The 25,029-nt window shown below is 45.1% G+C and carries 17 protein-coding genes; 7 read left to right on the forward strand and 10 right to left on the reverse strand.

The features are described 5' to 3' along the window. Position 1: 1 nt before the first annotated feature. The 4 genes from QZW47_RS13155 to QZW47_RS13170 all read right to left on the reverse strand — a co-directional run bounded on the left by QZW47_RS13155 (position 2) and on the right by QZW47_RS13170 (position 4,839). Complete coding sequence (locus QZW47_RS13155; protein WP_293127870.1) at positions 2-1,018, reverse strand: hypothetical protein; 1,017 nt, start codon at positions 1,016-1,018, stop codon at positions 2-4. Positions 1,019-1,401: 383 nt separating this feature from the next. Further along, a complete protein-coding gene (locus QZW47_RS13160; protein WP_293127871.1) occupies positions 1,402-3,720 on the reverse strand; it encodes a methyl-accepting chemotaxis protein in 2,319 nt (772 codons plus the stop codon). 145 nt (positions 3,721-3,865) lie between these two features. Further along, positions 3,866-4,465 (reverse strand): chemotaxis protein CheC, encoded by a 600-nt coding sequence (locus tag QZW47_RS13165; RefSeq protein ID WP_293127872.1) that lies wholly within the window; start codon positions 4,463-4,465, stop codon positions 3,866-3,868. 11 nt (positions 4,466-4,476) lie between these two features. Further along, complete coding sequence (locus QZW47_RS13170) at positions 4,477-4,839, reverse strand: response regulator (protein WP_293127873.1); 363 nt, start codon at positions 4,837-4,839, stop codon at positions 4,477-4,479. 26 nt (positions 4,840-4,865) lie between these two features. On the opposite strand from QZW47_RS13170, the gene QZW47_RS13175 reads away from it, so the two are divergent. After that, on the forward strand, positions 4,866-5,012 hold the full coding sequence (locus tag QZW47_RS13175) for a hypothetical protein (RefSeq protein ID WP_293127874.1): 147 nt from the start codon (positions 4,866-4,868) through the stop codon (positions 5,010-5,012). Positions 5,013-5,214: 202 nt separating this feature from the next. Here the strand turns inward: QZW47_RS13175 and QZW47_RS13180 are convergent, their stop codons facing one another. Together QZW47_RS13180 and QZW47_RS13185 are read right to left on the reverse strand one after the other, a co-directional pair. After that, a complete protein-coding gene (locus QZW47_RS13180) occupies positions 5,215-6,270 on the reverse strand; it encodes an adenylate/guanylate cyclase domain-containing protein (RefSeq protein WP_293127875.1) in 1,056 nt (351 codons plus the stop codon). A gap of 560 nt (positions 6,271-6,830) precedes the next feature. Beyond that, positions 6,831-9,809: a response regulator gene (locus QZW47_RS13185; RefSeq protein WP_293127876.1), complete on the reverse strand. Its 2,979-nt coding sequence runs from the start codon at positions 9,807-9,809 to the stop codon at positions 6,831-6,833. 479 nt (positions 9,810-10,288) lie between these two features. Here QZW47_RS13185 and QZW47_RS13190 point away from each other — a divergent pair, with 479 nt between their 5' ends. The 3 genes from QZW47_RS13190 (at position 10,289) to QZW47_RS13200 (ending at position 14,136) form a co-directional block, all read left to right on the forward strand. Next, the gene (locus tag QZW47_RS13190; protein WP_293127877.1) at positions 10,289-12,637 is read left to right on the forward strand and encodes a chemotaxis protein CheA; all 2,349 of its coding nucleotides are present in this window, start codon (positions 10,289-10,291) and stop codon (positions 12,635-12,637) included. A gap of 24 nt (positions 12,638-12,661) precedes the next feature. Continuing rightward, positions 12,662-13,096, forward strand: a complete 435-nt coding sequence (locus QZW47_RS13195) for a chemotaxis protein CheW (RefSeq protein WP_293127878.1) — start codon at positions 12,662-12,664, stop codon at positions 13,094-13,096. Positions 13,097-13,218: 122 nt separating this feature from the next. Next, on the forward strand, positions 13,219-14,136 hold the full coding sequence (locus tag QZW47_RS13200; RefSeq protein ID WP_293127879.1) for a protein-glutamate O-methyltransferase CheR: 918 nt from the start codon (positions 13,219-13,221) through the stop codon (positions 14,134-14,136). A 216-nt stretch (positions 14,137-14,352) separates the two neighbouring features. On the opposite strand, the gene QZW47_RS13205 is transcribed toward QZW47_RS13200, so the two are convergent. Then, the gene (locus tag QZW47_RS13205; RefSeq protein ID WP_293127880.1) at positions 14,353-15,375 is read right to left on the reverse strand and encodes a hypothetical protein; all 1,023 of its coding nucleotides are present in this window, start codon (positions 15,373-15,375) and stop codon (positions 14,353-14,355) included. A gap of 122 nt (positions 15,376-15,497) precedes the next feature. Between QZW47_RS13205 and QZW47_RS13210 the strand changes: the two genes are divergently transcribed. From QZW47_RS13210 to QZW47_RS13220, 3 genes are all read left to right on the forward strand, one after another. Then, on the forward strand, positions 15,498-16,064 hold the full coding sequence (locus tag QZW47_RS13210; RefSeq protein ID WP_293127881.1) for a hypothetical protein: 567 nt from the start codon (positions 15,498-15,500) through the stop codon (positions 16,062-16,064). A 297-nt stretch (positions 16,065-16,361) separates the two neighbouring features. After that, a complete protein-coding gene (locus QZW47_RS13215) occupies positions 16,362-16,589 on the forward strand; it encodes a hypothetical protein (RefSeq protein WP_293127882.1) in 228 nt (75 codons plus the stop codon). Positions 16,590-16,813: 224 nt separating this feature from the next. After that, entirely contained in the window at positions 16,814-19,285 is a 2,472-nt protein-coding gene (locus tag QZW47_RS13220) for an ATP-dependent Clp protease ATP-binding subunit (RefSeq protein WP_293127883.1), read from the forward strand. Between the two features lie 286 nt (positions 19,286-19,571). Here the strand turns inward: QZW47_RS13220 and QZW47_RS13225 are convergent, their stop codons facing one another. The 3 genes from QZW47_RS13225 to QZW47_RS13235 all read right to left on the reverse strand — a co-directional run bounded on the left by QZW47_RS13225 (position 19,572) and on the right by QZW47_RS13235 (position 24,975). Then, on the reverse strand, positions 19,572-19,931 hold the full coding sequence (locus QZW47_RS13225) for a transcriptional regulator (RefSeq protein ID WP_293127884.1): 360 nt from the start codon (positions 19,929-19,931) through the stop codon (positions 19,572-19,574). Between the two features lie 48 nt (positions 19,932-19,979). After that, a complete protein-coding gene (locus tag QZW47_RS13230) occupies positions 19,980-20,540 on the reverse strand; it encodes a Uma2 family endonuclease (RefSeq protein ID WP_293127953.1) in 561 nt (186 codons plus the stop codon). Between the two features lie 379 nt (positions 20,541-20,919). Beyond that, positions 20,920-24,975: a hypothetical protein gene (locus QZW47_RS13235; RefSeq protein WP_293127885.1), complete on the reverse strand. Its 4,056-nt coding sequence runs from the start codon at positions 24,973-24,975 to the stop codon at positions 20,920-20,922. Positions 24,976-25,029: the final 54 nt, after the last annotated feature.

The raw sequence follows: 25,029 nt of genomic DNA on the forward strand, positions 1-25,029 counted from the left end.
TTTATTTGACTCGAAATAACAAATCTAGGAGCAAACGAGCTTGAAAAAACAGAATCAACTCGCCTTTTACCGCAAGATCGATGATTTTAAAACGAGACATAAACAGTATAATGGTTGACCGCATATTAAAACTCATAGCACTAAAAATTTGCTCCGCCGAACCTTCTATATAGTGGGGAACTACATAACCGAGATCGTACTTTAATGTATTGCTAAATGTGCCAACGATACCGCTAATAGCTAAATTGCCAATTTCCCCCATTATATCGGCTTTTTCTTGCTTAAATTCCTCGCTGGCGACATCGCCACCGCCGTTGAGAGCTAAAACAAGAGCATCGGCAGCATCACAGGAAAACAACATCTTAGCCGAACCTGATAAATCCCCGTTAAAATCAATCTGCGCCACAGATACTAAGTTTTTTCCCAAAGTGTGAATCAGATTTTTTTGCAAAAATAGCGGCGATAGTGCTTGAGCAGAAGGCATTTCAAATTTTACCTCACAGGCGATCATTTCGCTCATCTGAGAAACTGCCGTGCCGATTGCTTTGTTGACAACATCCTGTAATTTGGTGTGTTTTCCTGTTTCGAGCTTGCCTAAGTTGAAATCCCGCAGTTGACTGTCGCCATCAATTGCACCGCCACCGTTTGGGTAAGCAGCAATTGCCACGGTTTGCCGCAATTCTAATTGATTGTTTGTTTTTTTGAGAGTTGCGAATATTCCTGCAAGCGACAAATACTGAATCATGTTTCTTGCTAAGTCGTCGCTGAGTATAATGGTGGGTATTTGTAACAAGTGCAAAAATTGGATTATCGGTAAATAATTGTGTTCTATCGCTGCAAAATCTAAGATGACAACTTTGGGATGGTGGCACTCAGCGAGAACTAAACAATTGTATAAATCTGTAGCTACGGCAAATACATATTCGTCTGCTTTTAAAGTTTCGCGCAATGTCTGATTTTCTGAATTTGAAAAGCCACCAATCAGAATTAGTGAAATTGGTTTTGAGTATGTTTTCATTTTATATGATTGGTAATTGGTAATTGGTAATTGGTAATTAATTTTAACCAATTTTTGACGCATAGCCTAATGATGTAGAGCGTACAATGAATGCACACCTTAGTTTTACCGCTAATTTTGATATTATTCCGTCTCTTCTGTCTCGAATACAACAGACTCACAAATATCTTTAATAGACATTTGTACTGCCACAGAAGTCAAGAAAAATGTAGAGGTTTATCCTTTGTATTTTGGGAGTGCGAGTGGGGATGCTCGCACTCATACAAAAGCAAAACTGACAGGCTACAAAGACGCTAAACGATAATAACAACTGTCCGCTGTCAACTGTCCGCTGTCAACTGTCCGCTGTCAACTGTCCGCTGTCAACTGTCCGCTGTCCGCTGTCAATACTTAAATTGATTGACAAGTCCTTGCAATTGGGCGGCAGTTTTTGATAGTTCGATCGCAGAATTTTGAGTATTGCTAGCACTGGCGGCGGTACTTTCGGCTGCATCGGCGACGCTGGTAATGTTGCGGGCAATTTCCGAAGAACCGATCGCAACTTGGTTGATATTGCGCGAAATTTCGGTAGTTGTAGCCGTTTGTTCCTCAACGGCACTGGCGATCGTCGTTTGGAAATCGCTGATTTGGTTGATAATAGAAGTAATTTGCCCGATCGCCTGCACGGAGCTTTTAGTATCAGCTTGAATAGCCTCCACCTTCTTGCTGATATCCTCAGTCGCCACCGCCGTTTGCTTCGCCAACTCCTTCACCTCATTCGCCACCACCGCGAAACCCTTACCCGCTTCCCCAGCCCGCGCCGCCTCAATCGTAGCATTCAGAGCCAGTAAATTAGTCTGTTGGGCGATCGAAGTAATCACCTTGACAACATTACCAATTTCTGCACTACTAACGCCGAGTTTAGTAATCGTTTGATTCGTAGTTTCCGCCATCCTCACCGCCGAATTCGCAACCGTCGCAGCCTCCGAAGCATTCTTAGCAATTTCTTTAATGCTCACATTCATTTCCTCAATCCCCGTAGCCACCGATTGAGTATTGCTATTAACTAAATCCGCCGCCGCAGATACCGTCCCCGCTTGAGCCGAAGTTTCCTCAGCCGCAGCGCCCATATTTTGGCTTTCCCCAATCAATTCCTCCGAAGCACTGCTAACTGCGATCGCCACTTGGGAAATATGCTGTACCTGAGCCGTCAAATTCGCCGCCATCAAATTAACATTATCCGTCAAATCTTTCCAAGTCCCGCCAATATCAGGAACAGTCGCCTGCCCTCCCAATTGTCCAGAAACAACCTGTTTAGCCAGCCCAGTTACTTCATCGGCAAAAGTATTAAGCTGGTCAACCATCGTATTCAACGTATCCTTAAGTTCCAGAACTTCTCCTTGAACTTCCACAGTAATTTTCTTAGACAAATCTCCCTTAGCCACCGCCGTAGAAACTTCCGCAATACTCCGAACTTGTTCCGTAAGATTAGCCGCCATAATATTCACATTACCAGCCAAACTCAGCCAAGTCCCCGACAAACCCTCAACTGTTGCTTGACCTCCCAATCTACCTTCAACGCCAACCTCTCTAGCAACTCGCGTCACTTCTAAAGCAAACTCATTGAGCTGAACAGTCATGTCATTAATCGTATTCTTCAGATCCCGAATTTCCCCTTCAGCTTCCACAGTAATTTTCTTAGACAAATCTCCCTGAGCAACTGCTGTAGTAACTTCCGCAATACTGCGTACCTGACTGGTAAGATTGCTCGCCATCAAATTAACATTTGTGGTTAAATCCTTCCAGACTCCAGCAACTCCGTGGACTTGTGCTTGACCCCCAAGTTTGCCCTCAGTTCCCACCTCTTTTGCTACCCGCGTCACCTCTTTTGCAAAATCATTGAGACAGTCAACCATTTGATTGAGAGTATCTTTCAGTTGCAAAATTTCCCCTTCAGCTTCAACAGTAATTTTTTCGTTCAAATCCCCGACACTAATTGCCGTTGCCACCTTGGTAATATTCCGCACTTGATTTGTGAGATTTGCCGCCATCAAGTTAACGCTTTCGGTAAGTTCTTTCCAAATACCCGAAAGCCCTTCTACCTCTGCTTGAGTTCCCAACTTGCCTTCGCTGCCCACTTCCCGGGCGACGCGAGTTACTTCTAAACTAAAACCATTTAATTGGTCTACCATTTTGTTGAGAGTCGTCCCAATGCGGCGGAACAATCCTTTGATCGGTTTACCTTGAACTTCTAAGCTAAATTTCTCCGACAAATCACCTTTAGCCACAGCGTGCAGGACTCGCGCCATGTCTATCGTCGGAAGAACTAAGCTGTTTAGCGTCACGTTCACCGCGTCAATACTGCTCACCCAAGAACCTTTAAATTCTTTAATTGCCGTTAGCTTGGGGACTTTGCCTTCCTCGGCAACTGCTTGGCTGACGCGCTCTACTTCGTCAGCAAACTTTTCATTGACACTCACCATTTCATTAAACACTTTGGCAATTTCTCCCAAGCCGTTGTCAGCGGGCAAACGCACGCTAAAGTCGCCATCTCTGACTGCTGTTAGAGCGAGAATCAGTTGCTGGCGGCACTGGCTGTCGAGCATCTCTGCTGTCCCCTGGCTGGCGTCGGTTTCTGCAACTACAGTCTCGCTTAAATCCCCGCTAGCCGACGAATCAATTTCTGGAGATTTTGAGGCTGGTGATTGATTTTGTGTACTCATGTCTTAGGTATTTTTATACGAATTATTAGGTCAATTGGGCAGTCACAATCTGTAGAACGTTTTCTGCACTTGCTGTGGGCCAGCAAGTTTTTGCTTGCAGTCTTGGATGCAAATAATCTCTTTTCATTAAGAAGATTTGCGGTATTTAAGATACTGCGGCGATCGCCTTCAGCAGCATCTGAAAGGAACCCATATCAAAGAATAGCAAAATATCTCCTTGAATTTGCAGCTCTTCAATACTAAAATGAGCCGGAGCCAACAGCACGCTCCCGCACTCCAGAGAATGTTCTTTTAACAGTAATTCCTCAATTTCCTCCTCTGCGTAATAGGGAACCGCATAGTCTAACGGCTGGTCTAAAATATTGCCAATTGAGCCCATGACACCGTTAATGACCATATTTCCGACCTCGCTGAGGGTACTAATTTTGAGAGCATCAAGGTCAGGACTTCCCTTTTGTTCGCCAGTGAGAACAGAGACTAAATTCACCGCACTGTCGGTAGGGAAAAGTAGCTGGGCGCTGCCGCTAAATGAGCCGGTGAAGCCGAGTTGCACAGTGGAAAGAGGATCTATGCCGAAGCGTTTTTTTAATTCGCTTCTGAGCTCCTTCGCGGATAAAAGCTCAATATCTGGAATCTGCAACCGGATGGGAAATTGAATCATTTCGTTCAACATTCCAGCGGCACTTCCCACGCCAATATTGATCAGCTCTTTCAAAGCATCGATTTCATCTGCTGTTAGCTCCACTCTCCTATCTCCTATTTGCTATCCAGAGCTTTTTGGATTGCAGCCTGAATGTCTGGAGCTTTTGGGGGCTTTTTCAGCATCATAAATGCTCCCAATTCAGCGCACTTCTGCTTAGCGCTGTCTTGAATATCTGCTGAAAGTACGATTACTGGAATTTTTGAACCTTTTTCGCCCAGGGCTTTGAGGAAGGCAAAACCGTCCATTTCTGGCATTAACAAATCTGTCATGATACAGTCTGGCGAATGCGAAGCAGCCATATCTAACCCTTCTTGTCCGTTGGTTGCTTCTATAACTTGATGTCCGGCTTCTTCGATTGCTTTGCGAATCATTCGCCGAGCAAATGCTGCATCATCTATAATTAAAACTAAACCCATTTTGGCGCTTTCCTTAAGTTAAATAATTGGGAATTGGGAATTGGGAATTGGGAATTGGGAATTGGGAATTGGGAATTGGGAATTGGGAATTGGGAATTGGGAATTGGGAATTGGGAATTGGGAATTGGGAATTGGGAATTGGGAATTGGGAATGGATAGTTTCGGATCAGTAGGTCATTTCACAAAAAACAAGAGTATTTTGTAGGGGCGAGTTTAGCTAATAATCACTCCTATAGAAGCGAGAAGATGCACCCACTGTCAACTGAATAAAGCTGTCAACTGAATAAAGCTGTCAACTGTCAACTGAATAAAGCTGTCAACTGAATAAAGCTGTCAACTGTCAACTGTCAACTGTCAACTGTCAACTGTCAACTGTTATAAGAGGTAAGTTTTCATCTTACCTTTGCCTTTAACATCAATCATGCCCCTTTCTGCAAACAAATGTTTGTTTGACAACTGTTTGTAGGTGTCTTCTGTCACTTGAATGCAGCCGGGAAAACTGTATTGTTCCATGCGGCTTGCGGTGTTTACTGTGTCGCCCCAAAGATCGTAGCTGAACTTTTTAGTTCCGATGACCCCTGCAACCACAGGCCCGGAGTGAATGCCAATTCGCAGGCTGTGGAATTCTTTTGTTTGGGCGTTTAACCGCGCCATAGCTTGCTGCATGGCTAGGGCCATTTGTACGATCGCATCAGCATGATCGTCCCGAAGGATCGGTAATCCAGATGCTACCATATAGCCGTCACCAATTGTCTTAATTTTTTCTAACCCGTATTTCTCGGTTAGTTTGTCAAATTCTGAGAAAATCGAATTGAGTTTGACTATTAATTCAATGGGAGGAATTTCTGAGGCAAGCTTGGTAAAGCCTACCATGTCAGCAAATAAGACACTGACATTGGGGAAATGATCGGCGATTACCAAGTGTTCGGTTACTTCTGCTTGCAGCCGCAGGGCGATCGACTCTGGTAAGATGTTCAGCAATAATTTTTGAGTTTTCTCTTGACTTTCGATCAACTGCCGGTACATTTGAGACTGTTGAATCAAGCGCCGCACTCGCTGAAGCAGCACTGGCCAGTGAATCGGCTTTGTCACATAATCTGTTGCTCCTACTTCAAAAGCTTGATTGACTGATTTTTTGTCATCTAGCGCTGTCAGCATTAGCACCGGGATGTTTTGCGTCAGGGGATGGGCTTGGAGTTGAGCGCAGCAAGTAAAACCGTCCATTACAGGCATCATGGCATCCAATAAGACAATATCTGGGAGCATCTTTTGACAAATATCTAAACATTCTTGTCCGTTTGATGCCTCAATTACCCGGTAGCCTTCTTTTTCCACAATCCGGCGGGTAAATAGCTGCTGGGTTGGTTCGTCATCGACGATCAAAATTTGGGGTGGGGTTGGCGAGTTTTTTCTAAAGTCAGCACTAATCATAGTATTGCGAGAATATCATCAAGTTCTTAGTCAGAAACAGATAGATTTAATTTCTGGGTTGAGATAGATAAGTTGATGCTCTGTTGAGTTGACAGTTGACAGTGAGTTCTACCAGGAACCAAGAGGATTGGAGCAATCAATAGTCTTGTTGTAATTTCTCCTTACAAGGGTTCCGGCTTTCAACCAATTCTTTCTGGTAATTTCCAACACTTGTATAATCTAATACTCCCTATGAAACTGAACTTGCGGCGCGACCGATAATTGAGTGTATTTTTTTATACTGTAAAATTACAGTCAGGGAAAAGCTACGGATTTAGTTGTCGCGTTGCTGTTGAGATTATGTTGAGAATTCTATAATATTATGTCAAAATTTTTAAAGTTGTGCAATTGGCTAAATAGCCTAATATTTCAAAGATTTTGGGGAAAACGATCGATCGCCCTGCGCGGCTAAACTCATATCCGATCGCTTTTGTCAATCAGCAATACATTCTCAACCATCGGGCTGCGGGGGGGGCACCCACGGAGCGCGCCCCAAATATTCAACTAAAATGTCCAACAGCTTAACTAGATAGCAAAGCCGCTTTTACCCGTTGATATTCGGCGGCAATTTTGCACATCAGAACCTCGCTACCGGCGATCGTATCATTGCGCGCCATCTGTTCTAGCTGGGCGCACAATTGAAACAAAGGGAGCGCTCCGACTGTCGTACAAGCACCTCTAAGAGCGTGAGCAGAGGCTTTCATGGCTGGAGCATCCGCTTGATTGACAGCATCTGCGAGTTGCTGCAATCTTGGCGGTACAACTTCCAGAAATTTCTCAACGAGTTCGCTCCAAAATTCTTGGGCTTCGTCTCCTAATAACTCTTTGATTTCTTCAAAAGTTTGACTGTCAAGAGGCGGCACTTCGATCGCGGATGTGGCTGTTTTTGGTAGAGATGTTGCTGCGGCTGCTAGCGGTGAATTTTGGGATTTTTCTGGTGCTGAGCTGGGATTTGTCACAGCAGGTAAAGCCGGCAATTGAATGTTGCCCGTAACGGCTATAATTTCCTCAATATGAGGATGATATTTTGGCGGTATCGATTGAGATCCAGCTTCTATTTGTGAAATCAAAACACCTGCACGGGCGATTAAATGCTTTAACTCTTGAAAGGCATTTTCGTCAATCTCCGGCTCAACATTTTTCATCTCGTCTCCAGACAGAACTTGTGAAGCCAAGTCTGTCGGCTGTGGCTGCGGATTTTTGAGCTCGGGATGAAACTCGGAGCGCTCGGTTTCTCGATCGAAAGCGGCGATCGCCTGAACTATAGCCTGAACTCGCACCGGCTTAGTGATATAATCATTCATCCCAGCTCCCAAACAAAGCTCGCGATCGCCCTGCATCGCATTAGCCGTCATCGCCACAATCCAAGGAGAAGTCGATTTGGCATTTTCCCTGGGGGAAGTTAGATCCTCAGATTGCTCGTCTGTGGCTAAAAATCGAGCTGCTGAATCAGGATTTTGTAAAGACAAATCCCTCGCAAACCGCTGGCGGATCAGGCGAGTAGTTTCCAGCCCGTCCATTTCTGGCATCTGCATATCCATAAACACAATATCGTATTCCGAACGCTCCAAAGCATCCAAAGCTGCTCGGCCGCTGCTAGCATAATCGGAATTGTAGCCTAACTTGTTTAAAATCTGGGCGGCCACCATTTGATTGACTTCTACATCGTCAACTATCAGGATTTTTAAATGCAGTTTTGCCGCGAATTCCTGCGTCAATTGAGGTTGTACAACACAGGGATGATTTATAGTACATTCCCCGTTAATGATGCGGAGCAAAACTTCATGGAGCTGCGCTTGCTTAATTGGTTTGTATATAAAAGCTGCGAATTCAACTCGCCCTTGAAATTCCCGCGTCGATGGCCGGCCGCCAAAACTCAAAATCATTAAAGGTAAATTTTTACCTTGAGGAACATCCCGCATTTTTTCAGCTAAAGTAATGCCGTCCATTGCGGGCATATGAAAGTCTAAAATCGCCAAGTCGAACAGACTTTGACGTTGCAGCACTTTCAGCGCTTGGGCGCCGGATTTGGCAGCGCGCACAACCATTCCCCAAGACTTAGCTTGGAGGGTAATAATTTTGCGGTTAGTAGCATTATCGTCAACTAGCAACAACCGCAAACCTGCTAGTTGAGGCTGCGGTGCATTCAGGTTTAATATTTCTACAGGAGCAGGTGCTGCTTGAGCTTTGATGGTAAAATAAAATTTAGAACCTTTACCGATTTGGCTTTCTACCCACATCGTACCGCCCATGATTTCGCTCAGGCGTTTGCTGATTGCCAAACCTAAGCCTGTACCGCCGTATTTGCGAGTGGTGGAACTGTCAACTTGACTGAAGGCTCTAAATAGTAGATTTTGGCGATCGGCTGAAATTCCGATGCCTGTGTCTCTGACAGTAAATTGAATTTGATAATTGCCAATTTCTGATTTTTCTAGACATTGAGGAGTGTGAGTACCGGAGTCTGGAAATGGAAAATTTAAAGCAGGTTTTTGACGGGATGCTTGGCTGTCAAAGCCCAAATTTTTTGCAGCAACAAAGTCTGTTTCGGCAACTTCTATAGCAGCGCGGGCAATCAGTTTTGCTGTTACTTTAACTACCACTTCGCCTGCTTCGGTAAATTTGGTAGCATTACCGAGCAAATTTATCAAAATTTGTCGCAGTCTGGTGACATCTCCGTACAGGAAAGCGGGGACGCTGGCATCCAATTCGCAGGCTAAATCGAGCTGTTTTTCAGCAGCTTTCATCGCGACTAAATCTAAAGCTTCTTCAACACAGTTTCTGAGATTAAACGGTTCTCGTTCTAAATCCAGCTTGCCTGCTTCTATCTTAGAAAAGTCGAGGATGTCGTTAATAATTGCCAGCAAAGCATCACCGCTGGTGCGGATTGTATTCACAAAATTTCGCTGGTTTGGCGACAGTTGCGTGTCTAGGAGCAGCTCAGTCATGCCGATAACTCCGTTCATCGGCGTGCGGATTTCGTGACTCATCATTGCCAAAAATTCACTTTTAGCTCGGTTAGCAGCTTCGGCGTCGGTGGTGGCGCGCTTGAGTTCTTCTTCTATAACTAATCGCTGCTTAATTTCTTGCTGGTAGTTTTGGATGCGCTGCGTAACTTCGGAAATATCTTGAACCGCGATTAAAGCATAAAAACCTTCTCCTTCGAGCGCTGGTATGGGAGTAACGTTGGTATTTTGAATTCGCGGTTTGCCGTTGCGTAGATTTGATGAAATTAGGGACTGGTGCAGTTGTGGAGAAAATACGGCGGGCAATCCATTGTTAAATACTTGTTTGAGGCGAGATTGATATTTAGGTGCGTCGAGTTGAGGAAAGTGAGTTTTGAGGTTGGTTCCTACTATTTCTTTTTTGCTCTTTTTTGTCCACTGCTCTAGAGTCCGATTCCAAAACAGCACGGTAAAATCGCGATCTATCACGCACAATCCGATGGGAACTCGATCGAGAACGCTGAATTTTTCTTGGGCTTGTTCTATTTGTTCTAGCATTTTATTTATGGAAAAAACTTGGCAAATTTATGTATACAAAAGAAGCTGTAAAAAAATATATTTTTGAGGTAATAATTCAAGAAATTTATATTTATTTATTCTGCCAGCTTCTTTCCGATCGCCGCTCCACGAAATCCAGTATATACAATAAATAAGATGTTTTGAGACAGGCATTTACTGAGAAACCGGGTTGGGGCGCACCCAGACTGTTTAAGTCCTGCATTTTGGTTGGCACTTTGTCTGGTAAACCCTGAGATGAATTTTTTATTACCAGATTTAAAAAATCCGACAGTAGTGCTGGGAAGTTAATTATTTAGGCTAATTTGTATAAATATAGTATACTAATGGGGGCAAGTTGGCAATCATCCAGCCGATCGCCCGATCGAGCATAATGCTGACTGGGGCGCACTACATTTTAAAACTATTAGATGATTTATTTGAATCTTGCGCGTCAAACCGATGAATAAGGAACGGGATCGATGGAAATTGATGAAGATGTCAAGGAATTTTTGATTGAAGGCTACGAATATCTCAACCAAATTGAGGAGGATTTAGTAGCTTTAGAACAAAACGATGCCGATCCAAATGTGATGAACCGGATTTACCGCAGCTTGCACACGATTAAAGGCAATAGCGGCTTTTTGGGTGCAGAAAAACTGGAGGCGGTAGCCCACGCGGGAGAAAATTTGCTGAGTCGTTTGCGCGATCGCACAATGGCGATAACTCCTGAGATTACTAGCGCTTTGTTGGAGACAATCGATGCGGTGCGATCGCACATGGAAGCCCTGGAAAAGACGGGAGAAGAAAGCCCCATCGCCCACACCGCATTGCTCGATCGACTGTTGCAACTCCAAGCAGCCGAGGGCGGCCAATCCGAAGTAGAGCCGAGTGCGAGATCCCTTGAATCCACCCCCGCAGCTTTAGAAGTTGCCGCCCCGGAACCGGAAAAATTAGACTTGACAACAGAGCCTTTGTGTGAAAAAGCTTTATTGTCGATCGACCAAATGGCACCTCCCGCCATTACTAATACTGCCGCAGAACAGGTAAATACGGCAGATACAGAGAGCGAAAAATTCAAAATTTCCGACACTGCAATCCGAGTAGATGTCGGCTTGCTCGACAAACTAATGAACTTAGTAGGCGAACTCGTCTTGTGCCGCAACCAAATCTTAGAATTTGCCAGCACGCAAACAGCAAACGTCCAAAACGACGATACATTAAAATCAGTATCCAGCCGCTTAAACTTAGTTACTTCCGAACTGCAAGAAGGAGTAATGAAAACCAGAATGCAGCCAATTCGCACTATTTGGAACAAATTCCCCCGGGTAGTACGCGACACAGCATTCAGCTTGGGAAAACAAGTGCAGTTAGACATGGAAGGCGAAGAAACGGAATTAGATAAAACATTAATTGAGGCGATCGCCAACCCGCTCACCCACTTAGTCCGCAACTGTCTCGATCACGGCATCGAAACATCAGAAGTCCGCGTTACCAAAGGCAAGCCCGCCGTCGGGAGACTGCTGCTGCGAGCCTATCACGAAAGCGGTCAAGTAAACATTGAAATCTCCGATGACGGCGGGGGAATCGACCCGGATAGGATTAGAACTAAGGCGGTACAAAAAGGAATATTTTCGGCTGTTGACGCGGCGAGAATGAGCGATCGCGAAGCACTGAATTTAATTTTTATGCCCAGTTTCTCGACAGCCGAAAAAATCACCAATATCTCCGGTAGGGGAGTGGGGATGGACGTGGTTCAGACACATATTGAAAAAATTAGCGGCACGATCGACGTTCACAGTCAAGTCGGTAAAGGCACAACTTTTAAGCTAAAAATTCCTTTAACTCTGGCGATTATTCCGACATTAATTATTACTACCGGAGGCGACAGATATGCGATTCCTCAAGTCAATTTGCTAGAACTAATGCGCTTGGAAGGAGAACAAATTAAAAAAATAGAAATGTTTCACGGGACGCCCGTATATCGGTTGCGGGGGCGACTGCTGCCGCTGATTTATTTAAACCGGGAATTACAGTTAGAAACAGAAATTGTAGAAAACGGCAAAAAATCGCAATTCGACCTAGATGAGGCTCTGAATATTGTGGTGGTGCAAGCGACAGACAAACCTTTTGGGTTGGTGGTTGATGCCATCAACGACACGCAAGAAATTGTGGTTAAACCTTTAGGAAAACAACTAAAATCTCTAGCTTGTTTTGCGGGAGCAACTATCATGGGTGACGGTAAAGTTGCTTTGATTTTGGACGTGCATGGAATTGCTCAGAAAACCCACATGACGGAGGTTCAGGAAAAGGCTATTTTAGCTGACGAAAACAGTCGCCGCGAATCTTCAGAACCTCCGCAACAGTTGTTCGTATTTCAGGGCCCAGACAATCGGCGGATGGCAATTCACCTATCGCGAGTTTGCCGCTTGGAAGAGTTTCCCCGCCATCAGTTGGAGCGAGTCGGGAAGCAGAGTGTGGTACAGTATCGCAACCAAATTATGCCGGTGATTTATCTGTCGGCGGTGTTTGGTAGCGGTGGCGAGTCGGCTGATTGGGGGCCCAGCGGTCTTGGCGGGCGATCGGGCGCAGCAGATGATAAACTGCCGTTAGTCGTGGTGTCGATCGGCTCAGAGCACCAAGTGGGTCTAGTAGTCGATCGCATTCTGGACATTGTAGAACAGGCGATCGACATTAAAGGTACAGCTACTCAAGCAGGAATTTCATATTGTGCCGTGATTCAGGGTCAAGTTACGGAAATTCTCGATGTAGATGCAGTAATTAACAGCAATTTATTCGGAGTCGAGCAGATGTTGGCAAGCCCAAGATAATGCCATTAAAGGAATAACTTAAAAATGACTGAAAAAACTCTAATTTGTACTTTTTTTGTGGAAGAATTATTTTTTGGTATAGAAGTTGATAAAGTGCAAGAAATCATCCGCTATCAAGAGATGACGCGAGTGCCGCTAGCGCCGCCAGTAGTGGGCGGATTGATCAATTTGAGGGGGCAAATTGTCACGGCGATTGATTTGCGGAGGCGGTTGGATTTGTGCGATCGGCCTATCGAACGATTGCCTTTAAATGTAATCGTCAGAAGTGGCGATGAAACAGTCAGTTGGTTAGTCGATGATATTGGAGATGTCTTAGAAGTATCTCAAGCGGATTTTGAAACTCCTCCAGATACTTTCACCAGCAAAATACGCCCGTTAATTCGAGGTGCGTACAAGCTAGAAGGTCAGTTGTTGCTATTTTTAGATGTTGATAAAGTTGTAGATTTTAGCAGTCAATAGTCCTTAGTCATTAGTCATCTTGCCCTGAGCGAAGCCGAAGGGTGGTCATTAGTCATGAGTCATGAGTCATTAGTCATTAGTCATTAGTCATGAGTCATTAGTTGATTAGTAGTAGGTAACAATTGACAACTGTCAACTATCAATTGTCAACTGTCAACTGTCAACTGTCAACTGTCAACTGCCAACTGTCAACTGTCAATGTCCTAATTATCATGCCGATAACTATTGCAGATTTTGATTATATCCGAAAACTCGTATACGATCGCAGCGGTGTATTTTTGGCAGAAGATAAAATGTACCTCGTTGAATCGCGCTTAGGAATCGTAGCAAAAGAAGCCGGGGCGAATTCCATCAGCGGGTTAGTTGCAGAGTTAAAAAAAATTAAACAACAACGTTTTAACCCGCTTTACGAATCAATTGTCGAAGCAATGATGACGAATGAGACATTTTTTTTTAGAGATGTCAACCCATTCGAGGTGTTAAAAACATCAGTATTACCGCAATTATTAAAACAGAGCGATGGCGAGGGTAATTTAAATATTTGGTGTGCTGCTTGTTCCAGCGGCCAAGAGCCTTACAGTATTGCGATGCTGCTGCGCGAATATTTTCCGCAGTTGGCGAGAAATCAAGTCAAGATAATTGGTAGCGACATCTCTACAGCAATGCTGAAGCGAGCAATTTCTGGCTGCTACGCGCAGCACGAAGTAGTGCGGGGTTTACCACCAGCATTGTTACACAAATACTTCCATCACTGCGGCAAGGAATGGCAGATTAAAGAAGACCTCCGGAGGGCGATCGAATTTCGCCAAATTAACTTGACTGAATCCTTTGCATCTGTGCCTCAAATGGACATTATTTTTATGCGAAATGTCTTAATATATTTTGATGTTCAGACAAAGCAATCGATTTTAGCGAGAGTGCGGCAGGTGTTGCGCCCAAACGGCTATCTATTTCTAGGGGGAGGAGAAACAACTGTAAATCTTGACCCGGCTTTTGAGCTGGTGCAATTTGAAAAAGGTATATGTTATCGATTGAGATGATGTGCGGTCGATCGACTATAATAAAATAGGTTTGTAGTGAGGACTTCAGTCCTTTTTTGATTAATAGACTTGAATTGCCAAAGTCTTTTTAATCAAAATTTAGGATAGGCTTCTAGCCCGTCCTAATTATTTTTGCAATTCAAGTCTAATCTTGAAGAATTAAGAAGGACTAAAGTCCTCACTACAAACCTAAATTACGGGTTCGTAGTGAGGACTTTAGTCCTCTCTTTGAGCCGCGCCCTCAGACCAAACAGGCAATTGATTAATCTTTTCCAGCGTGATATCTACATACTTTTGACCGTTCCCCGCCAGATTTTCCCCAAAATATCCATCATCGCCGTCGTGCTTGTGAGGGCCGCTGAAAGCTTCTGCATACCGGCCGCTAGTTCGCGCTTGATTGAAGGGAGAAGTCGCGTACCAGTACCAGCGAGTGGGAAAAACTATGCCGCCAATATCCTCAATTGGATCGCGAGTGCCGCGCAGATGAAAAATGCGATCGGCTTCTGCAAAACCATTTTCTCCCGAAAACACGCCCCCAACCGAAACAACAGTAACTTCTGCATTCAGCCAGTCCTTAAGATATGGAGTAGCACCCAAAGCAACTTGGGCGCCGCCGCTAGTCCCAATTAAAATAACTTTCACAGGTTTTTGAGGATTAGCTGAAATCGGAGATTTAGCATTCATGCGATCGATAATTACATTAGCAATTCCCTGGTTGTATGCAAAACCGTAGCGATAATCTAGAGAAATTGCAAACCTCCACAGATTGCGAATTTTGATCAAGATATCCCCCGCAATTGGCCCGGTTTTTGCGTGTTCTGCAAACCGCCAAAAAGGAGCAAACAACCGCTCTCCTCCCAAACTTTTGTTAGAAGCCGAATAAGGAAAAATATCGCCCACTGCGACGCACTGCGGGTGAGTTTTAACTAAACGCTTCAGAAAAAACTCTTCTCCCGGCGTTAATTCGTTCCCCGAAAAATCGCCAACTCCCGGTAAAAAGATGATATAACAATTGAGAGGCGAAGACTTGCGCGCTTCTAAATTACCTTTGTTTGAGGGCAATATCTCCGGCGGATTTTTCTTGATTCCCAAAGTTTCTGCACCTTGACCCAGCCACCAGATAATAGTTCCCACGGGCGAAAGAATGCCCCAAATTATCAGGATTACACCTGCGACGATCAATAAATTTAAACTTCCTCCGCGCAGCCACGCCAGTATCCGCAAAATTAATCTTAGCATTTAATCAAATCTGGTAGAATGCCTGTTAATTACCTAATTCTGTAGAATTATTTCGGTGATTGTGCTGTATTAGACATTATTTTGTATAACTTGTCAACTATCTTGAGGAGCAGGAGTTTAACGTGAAGGGAGAAGATTCAATTGCAGGTTTGCGGGCAACGCTTTGGAACGCGCTTTCTTTGAATGCCAATTTTTACGAAAAAACTCCCTACACTCGCAGAACTAAGCGCATAGCTTTAACAATTGTAATTTTAGCGGCGGTGTCCCGCGTTTTGGGTAGCGCCGTCATTTTGTTAATCAATAGAACTGAGCCATCAGTATTATTTTTATCACTTTGGATAGAGGGTTTGGCAGTTGCGGGGGGTTATTATTTTTGGACTTTCACGATATTTAAAATCGGGGAGTGGCTCAAACCAGGTCACGTCACTTATGGCGAGTTGCTGGTTCCGATCGGATTTGCCTACGCCCCGCAAGTGCTAAATTTTTTAACGTTAATTCCCTTGCTGGGAGAAGGAATTGAGCGGATATTAGCAGTGTGGAGTTTGCTAACTGTAATTGTGGCGGTTCGGCAAGGTTTGGATATTCAAAATCGCTGGGCGGTGTTAATTAGTTTGGTGGGGTGGCCGCTGATTCAAGTTGCGATCGGCTTTGTGAAAGTTATTGAACAATTGCTCGCACAATGGCTTTGACAGTTGACAGTTGGCAGTTGGCAGTTGGCAGTTGACAGCTTGCCCGAAGAGCGAAGTCGAAGAGTTGACAGCTTGCCCGAAGAGCGAAGTCGAAGAGTTGACAGTTGACAGTTGACAGATGAGTGCGACCTGTACGTTGAAGGAAGAGGATTTGAGTAATCAATAGTGTGATTTTAATTTTTGTCTAAAAAAGAGAGGCTTTAAACCAATTATTTATGGTTAAAAAATCACAAAGCAAAAAGTACAAAACCACTGCCGATCGCGCTAGGATAATTTATGGGGCGAGTCAGTGTATAATTGAAATTAAAAAATGCCGCAAATTTGGTAAGGGCGATCGCACCAGCCGAAAAGTCCCTGAACCTGTTAAAATCAACTTACGTTGTTGGAGGCGAAAGACTTTTGCTCGAAGCAGGTGATTACAAACAAAAGCATTCGCCGATCGCCATTGAAGCAGTTTTGCTAGCCCATTTGAGCAAATCCTTGACAGGGGGGCAGCAGCAAAGTAGAGTAAGAGACCAGAAATAGTATGATTCCTAGCCTGAATTTGCACCGAAACTTGTAGCTAGTAGTGCGAGACGGCAAACACACCCCTACTATTCGGCTCTCCCCACTGTCCGCCCCTCCTTAGCAGCGATACATTGAATTGAAGGAAATACACAAAAATTTACATATATAATTTGTGTAGTGTTCCAAATCGCTCCTCACCAGCAGCGATACAGCCCTCGCCAAGACAGTAGGAAGGAAAAAATATGTTTGAACGCTTTACAGAACAAGCCATTAAAGCAATCATGCTAGCCCAAGAGGAAGCGCGGCGCCTCGGTCACAATTTTGTAGGCACCGAGCAAATCCTTCTCGGACTCGTCGGCGAAGGCACTGGCATCGCTGCAAAAGTATTACTGGATATGGGCCTCAATTTGAAAGAGGCGCGCAACGAGATAGAAAATATTATCGGTAGAGGTTCCGGCTTCCTGCCGCCAGAAATTCCGTTTACACCCCGCGTCAAGCGCATTTTTGAGACGGCTCTGAACGAAGCGCGACAGTTAGGTCACAATTACATCGGTACCGAACACATCCTGCTTGGCTTGATTCAAGACGATGAAGGTGTGGCGGCGAAGGTGCTGCAAAACCTGGGAATCGATCGCCAGAGAGTTCGCACGCAGGTAATTCGCGCCGTGGGAGAAGTCGCGGCAGTACCCGGAGGCCGAGGAGATGGCGGTGGCGATCGCAAAATCCCGACTTTAGAAGAATTCGGCACTAACTTAACTAAGCTAGCAGCCGCCGGCAAACTAGATCCAGTCGTGGGTCGCGAAAATGAAATCGAGCGCGTGATCCAAGTGTTGGGGCGCCGCACGAAGAACAATCCGGTGCTCGTAGGCGAACCGGGAGTCGGCAAAACAGCCCTCGCCGAAGGCCTCGCCCAGCGCATCGTCAACAGAAACGTCCCGGAAATTTTAGAAGACAAACAAGTAATCAGCCTTGATATGGGTTCGCTGATTGCTGGTACAAAATTCCGCGGCGAATTTGAGGAACGGCTGACGAAAATCATGGCAGAAATTCGCGCTGCCGGCAACATCATTCTGGTAATCGATGAGATTCACACCTTAGTCGGTGCAGGTGCGATTCAAGGCAGCATGGATGCTTCCAATATGCTCAAACCCGCCCTCGCCCGAGGCGAATTGCAGTGTGTCGGCGCCACAACCTTGGACGAATACCGCAAGCACATCGAGCGCGACGCAGCCCTAGAACGCCGCTTCCAACCGATCAAAGTTGGCGAACCGAGCGTGGCTGAAACAATAGAAATATTGTACGGCTTGCGATCGGCCTACGAACAGCACCACCGACTGACAATTTCCGATGCAGCTTTAGAAGCAGCGGCTACACTGTCAGACAGATACATTAACGATCGATTTTTACCAGATAAGGCGATCGACTTAATTGACGAAGCAGGTTCCCGCGTCCACGTGCTGAACTCGCAAACCCCGCCCGAAGTTAAAGAACTCAAAAAACAACTTCCGGCCGTCAGTAAAGAAAAAGATGCTGCTGTGCGCGAACAAGACTTCGATAAAGCTGCAAAATTGCGCGATCGTGAATTAGAAATTGAAGCCCAAATCGCTGAAGCTACGATCAACAAAAGCCAGATCAGAATCTCTCCCATCGTCACTGAAGAAGACATCGCCCACATTGTGGCAAATTGGACGGGAGTACCTGTTAGCAAGCTGACAGAATCGGAATCGGAATTGCTGCTGCACATGGAAGACACCTTGCACCAACGCTTGATCGGCCAAGAAGAAGCTGTTAGCGCAGTTTCTCGGGCGATCCGCCGCGCGCGGGTTGGCTTGAAAAATCCCAATCGCCCGATCGCCAGTTTCATCTTTTCCGGCCCCACAGGCGTCGGCAAAACCGAACTGACAAAAGCCCTAGCCACATATTTCTTCGGTTCCGAAGAAGCGATGATTCGGTTAGATATGTCGGAGTTTATGGAACGCCACACTGTTTCCAAACTCATCGGTTCGCCTCCCGGTTACGTAGGCTACGACGAAGGCGGCCAACTAACAGAAGCAGTCCGTCGTCGTCCTTACACAGTGATCTTATTCGACGAAATCGAAAAAGCTCACCCGGATGTCTTCAACATGATGCTGCAAATCTTGGAAGACGGCCGCTTGACTGATGCCAAAGGTCGGACAGTAGACTTCAAGAATACGCTGCTGATCATGACATCAAACATCGGTTCGCGGGTAATTGAAAAAGGCGGTGGTGGTCTCGGTTTCGAGTTCGCTGAAGGTGCCGCAGACGCGCAGTACAGCCGCGTTCGCAACTTGGTAAACGAAGAATTGAAACAGTTCTTCCGTCCCGAATTTATCAACCGCTTGGATGAAATTATCGTCTTCCGCCAGTTGAATAAGGAAGAAGTCAAGCAGATTGCAGACATCATGTTGCAGCAAGTCTTCGGCCGCTTAACCGAACAGGGTATTACTTTGTCGGTGACAGACAAGTTCAAGGACTTGTTAGTTACAGAAGGCTACAATCCCAGCTACGGTGCTCGACCTTTGCGCCGCGCCATCATGCGGTTGTTGGAAGATGTACTGGCTGAGGAAATGCTGTCTGGGAAGCTGAAAGACGGTCAAAGTGCGATCGTAGATGTGGATGAAAACGGTGTGGTTAAGGTGTTACCGAGTGGTGAATCTGAGCCGAGATTACCGGAATTCGCATTAAGCCATTAAGTATGATGAGACGCAGATAAATAATGTCTGATTAAAAACCCGGTTTCTCCAAGAAACCGGGTTTTTAATTAAAAAATGCCAGTTTGTAGGGTGCGTCGCAGCGCATATTATATCATATCCGGTCGATTACCATAATAAAAACGGTTTGTAGGTTCGTAGTGCGGACTTCAGTCCGCTCTCCAGAAGCGGACTGAAGTCCGCACTACGAACTAATCTGACTGCGGTTAATCGATCGGATACGATATTACCCTATAAATAGCATCGCATTTTTTGGGATTAATCCTAATTAAATGAACAAACTAGGCGACACTTTAAAATAATCGCCGAGTGCCTTAGCTTGTGCTTTGCTAATTGCTCGCTTGCCATTCACAACCTCAGAAACTACGCCACTAGATCCAACGATGCCCACTAAGTCAGCTTGACGAGTGCCACTGGCTTCCATGATGTGTTGCAAAATCTCGTGAGGATCGGATTTGTCGATCGCATAGTTTTGGGCCTCATAAACTTCAATTAGCGTTACTAATAACTTGTGTAAAGCTCTTTCTTCTGGAGTGCGGTTTTTTGCGAATGTCAGCCGCTGGGCCACTGCTAGGAGGCGATCGTATTCTTCCTCAGTCTCGATAGCTGATAGCTGATTATTGTTCATTTAGACTCTCAAGTCGCGCCACAAAAAAAATGGTATGAGTCCAGCTTTTTATCCCAACACATCACCTAGTGCAATTTCTATATCTGGAAAAGCTAGAATGGATAAAGTCTGACCCCGCTGGAATCTTTGAATATTTTGATATCCCGATAGAGAAGGTTCCCGATAAACTACGACACATTGCTCGTTAATATCTACCAGCCAAACTTCTGCAATACCCGCTTCAGCATAAAGAGGAATTTTGATATTTCTGTCAGTTTCAGCGGTTGTATCCGCTACTTCCACAATTAGTAAAATATCCTCTGACTGAGGATGTCCCAATTCATAAAAATCATCGCGCCGCCGCAGCAAGGAAATATCCGGTTCAGGTTCAGAGCGATCGCCCAATTCTACAGGATCTTGGACTCCAATCGTTACTCTCGATAATAAGCGGATATAGAATAACTCTGTCAGACGCTTGACATGGGATGTGTGCCTTCTACCGACGGCGGCCATTTGAACAATTTCTCCTCGAATCAATTCAACTCGATCATCTTTGGTAAAGATGCCAGATTCAATCATCTGATGATATTCTTTTACTGTGAACAGGCGCTTGATTAACTGAGTTGTCATCATTTATTTGGCGCTCCTTCTAAGATAAGATGTGTCACCCAGATTTGTTTGGGATTTGACTGATGTTTTGTAAATCTGGTTAATCCGCCGTTTTATTTTGGATTGCTCTGGTTTCACAAGTTCAAATTGCGGCGCTAAAAAAGGGATTTTTACCTATTGACTTTAGTTGATTTCTGGGTTATATTTTAGATAATGGGAGTGGTAACTTAAAATTAAAAATTGTCACCATTCCCATTATTTAATAGTACCTTATCAACGCGGCCTCGTCAAGCTTTTTACCCCAAAAAAAAGGGCGATTTTTCAAAATTTTATGAAAAAATAATCAGAGGGGATTGGTAAACTCGCCCCTCCCATGCGACATAATTTGATTGGGGAGAACTCAATCCCAAGATTGCAATTGTACAACCCAATGCTGGACAAAAGCTGAAATGCGATCGCGCCGAGTCTCAAAAGTAGCAGCAATCCAGATAAACACAATCCCAAAAGCCAAGCCGATCGCCCATTTAATCAGCGGATAGTCAAAAATCAGCACCACCAACTGATAGAAAACATTGATTAAGAAAATTGCTGTCCCCAAAAACAAAAACGCCCGCACTCGCAGCGCCAAACCCGCTGCAATCGCCACCAAACTAAAAGAGCCGGCAACTAAACCGTGGCTTTGCTGAGTCAAAAGAGGTATCCCGCAAATCAGCACAGTGGCGAGCATTCGCAGATTGTGGCGCAGGGTTTTTTTTGCCGGCAGTCGCAAAGCGCGATCGCACTGAGCAACGTAAAGGAAAGAAAGCCCTAAAGGAGTAAAATACAATTCCGGCTGAGTCAGTCCGATTTGTCCAAACCACCGCAGCAAGATCCAGTCAATTATCGCCACACTCACGTAGGTAAAACGGACTTCGCGCTTTTCCCAAGCTAGAAAAACATAGAAGGCGGCAGCTACCAGCAAGCTAATCGGATAAAACTTCGCCGGAGATTCCAAAATAGTGACTAGGGGAATCAGGGAAGCAATTATCTGCCAAGGTTTTTTTGACCAACCCCAGTTATCCCAAGGTAGGATGTAAAGGAAATAGGCAAATAGAGAAGCAAAGGCAACTTTCCAGGGTGCCAAGGGCCCGGAAATGTATTTTACTAAAGGCGTATTCATCCAGTAAAGCCGGATGCCAAAGGCTTCTAGCCAACCCAGGTAGATCCAAATTTCTGCCCATTGGCGATCGAGATTATTTCGCCCTTGCAATAAAGCGTACTGGACTAATAGAGTACCAGTGACTAATCCTAGATTTAAGGCTGATTTAAGATCGTAGCCAGAAGCTGAAATCAGCAGCACACTGCTCAAAACCCAGTGCAGGTGAGCAAATATTTTTAATTCGGCATTACTTAAATGCAAATAGCTGCTGAGCCAAGGAGATAAGATGCGATAGATATAGGTTAAAGTTGTGCCGAGAGTTGCTAGCACAATTAAGCCGTCGCCAAAAGCTCCTCCTCGTGTTTGGGAAAGTTGATATAGTAGGGATTCGTAAGCGGAAGCTGAGACGCCAATTAATCCCAAATAAACTAAAGGTTTAAATTCTTGCTGCCGCCTGCCAATACCGATCGCAATTAAAGACGCACCTAGCGAGATTAAACCAGTGCTATTAGTAAAGGTGTGCGATCGCAAAATCAAGCCCAATACCCCGTAAACCAACGGTATCACGTGAATGCTGGGTAAAATTCGGCGATCGTCGGCACTGCGGCGCCACCAATCGCCCAACAATTGCGTACATAAGCCGAGGGCAATATTCGCCACTGCCAAATTAATTGTAGTGCGATCGACAAAACTCAAACCGATTGCTGTGAGTAACTCCAAACTCCAAGCCAAGGCATAAATTGCCAGCGGGGAAAATTGGCGCCAACTTCGGAAAACAATCGCAGCGACGATTACCAAAGTAGCCGCCAACACTTGATCAGAAGCTGGGAAAATCGAGGTAGTGCCTACGTCGTAGAGTTCAAAGGAATAAACAGTGATGTTGCTTAACAGCAAGCTGGTGAGTAAGATTGCCCAACCATCCAAAGCTCGATCGTAAATTTGAGCTTGTCCAGAAGGTTGAGGCAAACTGGTAGAATAACGAATAACCGTACTGCGAAGCAACCAGAGACACAAAAGTGCGATCGCCCCAGCAATTGCCCAAGTCCAACCAGACAAAAAGCCTAATTCATAAATCACCGCACATACAAAAGTCAAGCCAAATCCGACGGCAATCGCAGCCGCTGGTAGCTCAACTAAATAGTAAGTATTGACTAACATCAACAGCGCTGCCAATCCCAAACTAATTAACCTGTACCGGGGAAAATCAAAAATCAGAAATTGTGCGATGATTAGGGCGATCGCGCTCAAGGTACTGGCAAGTTGTTTGTGAGAAACCTCAGTGTATTTAGCAACAGCAGTCAAAGCCAAAGGCGCCGCCAGCCAAATCAAACCCCACGGAGAGTGCAAATTATTGTAGAGCAAGATAAAGCTCAATCCTGCCAACAGCAATCCTAAATACCATCCGCTTTGCCAGCAGGAAGGGTGCCAGCGGAAAGCGGCAGAACTTTGTCGGGCATTTGCTGCTCTTACCCTGACAAAAAATCCCCATTCAGCCACCATGAAAACTAATAAAATTCCCGCCCAAATAGGAGGTTTCTGGTTGGGAAAAAACAAGTCAATTGCCGAACATATAGCCCACAGGCTGATAATGTGAGTCAGGTAAACCAAAAATCCAGGATTTCGGTTTGTGTTAGGCGCAGAAGCAGGAATCGAAAATTGCCGGGAATTGTCGGGAATTACGTATTTCCAAGTCATCCAAGCTAATGTGAGAGTAGAAACGCATAAATTGAGCGATCGCCAAAAGGGATTGACTAAACTAATAATAGTTAAAACACTCCCCAAACCGAGAGCCAGATTTTCGCCAAAATGGGCAAGTTTAAATTTGCGTGATCGGTAGAGCAACTGCGCCGCGCTTACGGTTAAAATTAAATAAGGCAATAGCAGAACGCCCCAAACAGCCCAAGGAGTTTGCTGAGAGTTGGTAAGCTGAGTTAAAAATGCTACAAAAAGTGTTTGAATGCCTGCCGGAACAACTCGCCAAAACATCCAAATACTCTGAAGTCCCAGGGCGAAAAGCATTAGCAAATCAAACTCTTGCCAAAAGCGCACTAAACGGTTGTAAAAAAACCCAACCGCCAAAATGCTAACTGCGATCGCCTGTAGCGGAATTTCGCGAAAACAAACCAACCACCCCAAGCCCAACAAAGCCCCTCCGGCTAATTGCCAGTTGAACAAGTTAGTGGGATTTGACTGGTAGGATATATTGTCGATCGTCGTTTCCGATGCGACAGGTTGCTGCCAATCAAGCCATGCTAAAAGCACGCCGCAAATACCCAAAGCTAAACCCATTTCATGGATATTTACATCCTTGACAAATATCGCCCGACCCAGTAAAATTCCTAAAGAATAAGCTATTAAAGCAGCTTTTTTGTAAGTCAAAAAATCTCGGGTAGAACTGAAGACAGCGGTGAAAGTTTCAGTGTTTTCCCCGGGCGCGATGGATTGCAACCGTTGTTGCTGAACTTGATAAACTGTAGCAGCAGCAGTTCCCACGGTACCCAAATAAACCGCAGCCAGGGAAAAGCCGAGCACTCCCCAACCCCAGTGCAAGTAACTCAAGCCCAAGTGATTTAGGGCGATGGATAGAGTTAAGTTTTTTCCAAACAAACTTTGATACTGATCTTTGATTGTCCTGCGGGTTATCCAAGTCAAAATAAGCGCGGCGGCGATTGCAACTGCCCAATTCCAAGGATATTGCCACAATCCAAAAGTATCCATCGCCCAAAAATTTATCGGCACTAGCAACAGCGTCACTTCTTGCAAAGTTTGAGCAGTCAAGTGTAAATTAGACTGTTTTTTTGCCCAACTGCCGATCGCCCAAAATGTTAAAGTATAAGCTAACAAAACTCCGTATTGTCCGGCGGCCGGAAATTTTTCCCACTGACTGGCGGCTAAGACTCCTGAGGAGACAACTACCATGAACAGTCCTAAGAATAACAGCCACAACACGCTAATTTCGGCTATTAGCGACTGCAAAATCTCGCCGATAAAATTTGGGGTTTGAGCGGTTTTTGGGCGCTCCGCAACGTTTTTTGGGGTACTGGGTAATGATTTTTGTGTAGAGAGAGCAGGTATTTTGGGTTCGAGAATAGGAGCGCTCCTGTTTGAGAGCTGGGCTAACGCCCGATCGTCAATTTTAGAAAGGGGTACAACCGGATCTGGAAGCGGGCAGACTAAATACTGCCGGCACAATTCTTCAACCTCAGCAGGAGAAATCAAGCCCAGCCGCAACCACGCATCTAAACCTGTCAACAACTCAGGATGTGAGGCTAAGATGCTCAATTCTATTTTGCTCGATCGACCTGGAGGAGACGACATCAGCTTCAACTGCTACTAGCTACATTCCAGCTATAGCCTAGATTTCTGTCTCGC

The organism is Microcoleus sp. bin38.metabat.b11b12b14.051, assembly GCF_013299165.1.
GTDB lineage: Bacteria > Cyanobacteriota > Cyanobacteriia > Cyanobacteriales > Microcoleaceae > Microcoleus.